Consider the following 3,860-nt stretch of genomic DNA (forward strand, 5'->3'; position numbering starts at 1 on the left):
TCTGCCAGGTGCGGGTGATGACCTCGCCGACGCGGCCCATGGCCTGCGAATCCGAGGACATCATCGAGAGCGCGCCGAGATCATGCAGGATGTCCTCGGCCGCGATGGTCTCCTTGCGGATGCGGCTCTCGGCGAAGGCGAGGTCCTCGGGGATCGAGGGCGACAGGTGATGGCAGACCATCAGCATGTCCAGATGCTCGTCGAGGGTATTGACCGTGAAGGGCCGGGTCGGATTGGTCGAGGACGGCAGCACGTTGGGCAGCCCGGCGACCTTCATGATGTCGGGCGCATGGCCGCCGCCCGCCCCTTCCGTGTGGAAGGCGTGAATGGTGCGGCCCTTGAAGGCCTTGATCGTGTCCTCGACGAAGCCGGATTCGTTCAGCGTGTCGGTGTGGATCATCACCTGCACGTCATAGTCGTCGGCGACGGACAGGCAGTTGTCGATCGCGCCCGGCGTCGTGCCCCAGTCCTCGTGCAGCTTCATGGCGCAGGCGCCGGCCTCGATCATCTCGACCAGCGCGCCAGGCAGCGCGGCATTGCCCTTGCCGGCGAAGGCGAGGTTCATCGGGAAGGCGTCGGCCGCCTTGATCATCTGGCCGAGATGCCAGGGGCCGGGTGTGCAGGTAGTCGCCAGCGTGCCATGGGCCGGGCCGGTGCCGCCGCCCAGCATGGTGGTGAGGCCGCTCATCAGCGCGTGCTCGATCTGCTGCGGGCAGATGTAGTGGATATGGCTGTCGAAGCCGCCGGCCGTGACGATCTTGCCCTCGCCCGCGATGACCTCGGTGCCGGGGCCGACGATGATCGTCTCGCTCGGATCGAAATTGCCGAAGCCGGCCTGGATATCGGGGTTTCCGGCCTTGCCGATCGCGACGATGCGCCCGCCGACAATGCCGATATCGGCCTTCACGATGCCCCAATGGTCAAGGATCAGCGCGTTGGTGATGACGGTGTCGACCGCGCCGTCGGCATTCCTGACCTGGCTCTGGCCCATGCCGTCGCGRATSACYTTRCCGCCGCCGAACTTCACCTCCTCGCCATAGGTGGTGAAATCCTTCTCGACCTYGATSMMSAGWTCGGTRTCGCCGAGGCGCACCKTRTCGCCGGTSGTGGGGCCGAACATSGCGGCATAGGCGTTGCGCGGGAATGTGAAGGACATGGGCTTAGCCTCGGGATCGGACAGAACCGTCGATGACGGGCGATGCAAGATTCGCCGCAACAGCCGGCATCGAAGACCGGCCGCCGGGCCTGAGACTCAGTTCTTGTGGGAAAAATCGGCCTCGGGGGGCGGCTCGGTCGCTTCCGCCTCGATGGCCGGCTCGGCCGGCTTCGCTTTGGTCTTGGCCTTCGGCTTCTTGCGCGCCTTCTTGACCACGACCTTGGACCGCGCAGGCCGGGCCTGCTGGTCCTGCAGCATCTCGAGCTGGACCTGCTGGATCTCGGCGAGGCGCTGCCATTGCCGCGTGATCAGATGGTCCATCTTCTCGTGCAGATGGCGGATTTCGAGCTCGGCCTTCAGGTTGACCTGATAGTCGTTGGCCGAACGCAAGCGGTCCTTCGCCTCCTGCCGCTTCTGGCTCATCATGATGATCGGCGCCTGGATCGCGGCAATGCAGGAGAGCACGAGGTTCAGGAGGATGAAGGGATAGCTGTCGAAGGCCCTGTTTTCGCCGAGCAGGACGTTCAGGGCCATCCAGCCGAACAGCACCACGCCGAAGCTGATGAGGAAGGCCCAGGAGCCGCCGAAGCTCGCCAAAGCGTCCGAGAACTTCTCGCCCAGCGTGCGATGCTCCTCGAAATCGTCCTCGACGTTCTCGGCGATGGTTTCCTGCCGGGCGATGCTTTCAGCGACCTCTCGGTCGAGGTCGGAATACTCGCCGTGCTCCTCGCGCAGGATCTCCTCGACATAGCGCGTGCGGTAGCGCGCCAGCTCCTTCAGGCTGATCAGCGCATGGTCTGACAAATCGGGGAAATCGGCGCGGATATGCTCGACCAGCGCCGGGCGCAGCGTGCCGATCTCGACCAGATTCTTGCGGGCCGTCTCCTGCCCGCTGATGGCGCAGATCCCGCGCTTCTTGCCGATCTGGGCCGCCGTCGGCGCCATATCCGCGAATGGCGGCGACACCGGCGGAATATCGAGCCCCGACATATCGTGCTTGTTGTCCGGCTGATCGCTCACAGTTTTCCCATCACATCCTGGCGGAAACCATAGACCTCGCGCTTGCCGGCAAGCGCCACCAGCCTGACGTCGCGGGTCTGGCCAGGTTCGAAGCGCACCGCCGTGCCGGCGGGAATGTCGAGCCGGAAGCCCCGCGCCCTGTCGCGATCGAAAGCGAGCGCCGGATTGGCCTCGAAGAAATGGTAGTGCGAGCCGATCTGGATCGGCCGGTCGCCCGTGTTCGCGACCGTCAGCGTCAGGCTCTCGCGGCCCTCGTTCATGACGAGGTCACCGGGCAGCGTCACGACCTCGCCGGGCTTCAGCCGGCCGGCCGAACCGCGGACCGGCTCATGCACCGTGACGAGCTTGGTGCCGTCGGGAAAGGTCGCCTCGATCTGCACGTCGTGGATCAATTCGGCGATGCCGTCCATGACCTGATCGGCCGTGATCACATGCGCGCCGGCCTCCATCAGCTCGGCGACGGATCTGCCGTCGCGCGCACCCTCGACGACGAAGTCGGTGATGAGTGCGACGGCTTCGGGGTAGTTCAACTTGACGCCGCGCTCGAGTCGTCGCCGTGCGACCATGGCCGCCATGGCAACGAGCAACTTGTCCTTTTCGCGCGGCGTCAGATTCATGATTTTACCTTCTCATCCCCAGCGGCTTCATCGTCCTCCGAATCGTCCTCGGAGTCTTCCTCTTCGTCCTCTTCGGCTTCGTGGTCGAGGTCGAGATATTCGTAACCGAAGACGATCTCGCCGGTCTGGGGGTCGAAGACGCTGACGGAGGAATCCTCGAAAGCCTCGATCAGCATCTCCGCATCATCCGGCCCGTCGACGTCGAAGCGACGCAGCGCATCCTCGCCCTCGGCCCTGATGACGAGCTCGATCGACCAGCTCCGGCCGGCGGTGTCGTAGATGCACTTCAAACCCTGGATCGGCAGCATGCGGCTCTCCTTAGGTTGACCAGGTGCGCGGCAGCGCACGTCCGGTCAGATGCCCGAGCAGCGTGACGAGCACACGACGCAAGGGCGCAGCCTCGGGAGAGACGAGGCGGATGACGAGAAGCTCGGAGACGATGCCGGCCCCGCCCTCGACATCGGCAGCCTCCGACAGGCAGGCGCGCGCCGCCTCCAGAAGCGTCGCGAGACCGGGGCCCGCGACGAGCAGCGTGGCGGCGGCGCGGGCGCCGGCGCCGATGGCCGGGCGCGCCAGCAACTGCGCCACCGGGCCTTCCAGCCGCATATCCTCGGCGAAGACGAGGCGCCCGCCGCGCCGCACCCGCCAGCGATCCCGCAAGGCGCCGCGCTCGACCGTCTCGCCCATGGCGCTGCGACCGAAGAAGACGGATTCACAAGCCACCAGCCGCGCATCGGCTGCCAGCTCGATCGTCAGGTTGCGGCTGAGGCGGGCGCCGGAGAACAGGATGCTCTCCTGCGGGATCCAGGCGAGGCTTGCGCCCTCCCCGACCGACAGCGCCGTCTCGATGCGGGTTTCCGTGCCCTGGCTGCGATAGATCTTCTCGGCGGCTTGCGTGGCGATGACCGCGTCGCTGCCGGCCTCGAGCACGGCCTCGACCCGCATGCGGTCGCCGCCGGCCATGCCGCCGCCGGTATTGATCAGCACCGCCTCGCAAGCGTCGTCGAAGGTGTCGGGAAAACGGGCCCGATAGCCGCCGGATTCCGCCAAAGCGAGCCGTTGCGTAC

The 3,860-nt window shown here is 66.2% G+C and carries 5 protein-coding genes; all 5 read right to left on the reverse strand.

Annotated features, from left to right (window positions below):
• Positions 1-1,156 (reverse strand): urease subunit alpha (locus AB4Y99_RS26405; RefSeq protein ID WP_441525416.1); only part of this gene is annotated, 1,156 nt, incomplete at its 3' end.
• 96 nt (positions 1,157-1,252) lie between these two features.
• Complete coding sequence (locus AB4Y99_RS26410) at positions 1,253-2,176, reverse strand: DUF1003 domain-containing protein (protein WP_404801875.1); 924 nt, start codon at positions 2,174-2,176, stop codon at positions 1,253-1,255.
• Positions 2,173-2,793 carry an urease subunit gamma gene (locus tag AB4Y99_RS26415; RefSeq protein WP_441525417.1) on the reverse strand — a complete coding sequence of 207 codons (621 nt, stop codon included), beginning with the start codon at positions 2,791-2,793 and terminating at the stop codon, positions 2,173-2,175. Before AB4Y99_RS26415 ends, AB4Y99_RS26410 begins: the two co-directional genes overlap by 4 nt.
• Positions 2,790-3,101: a hypothetical protein gene (locus tag AB4Y99_RS26420; protein WP_441525418.1), complete on the reverse strand. Its 312-nt coding sequence runs from the start codon at positions 3,099-3,101 to the stop codon at positions 2,790-2,792. The genes AB4Y99_RS26415 and AB4Y99_RS26420 overlap by 4 nt, the downstream gene beginning before the upstream one ends.
• 10 nt (positions 3,102-3,111) lie before the next feature.
• A partial coding sequence (locus tag AB4Y99_RS26425) for an urease accessory protein UreD (RefSeq protein ID WP_441525419.1) occupies positions 3,112-3,860 on the reverse strand: 749 nt, incomplete at its 5' end.

The organism is Allobosea sp. TAB14 (genome assembly GCF_052113865.1).
Classification (GTDB): Bacteria; Pseudomonadota; Alphaproteobacteria; order Rhizobiales; family Beijerinckiaceae; genus Allobosea; species Allobosea spartocytisi.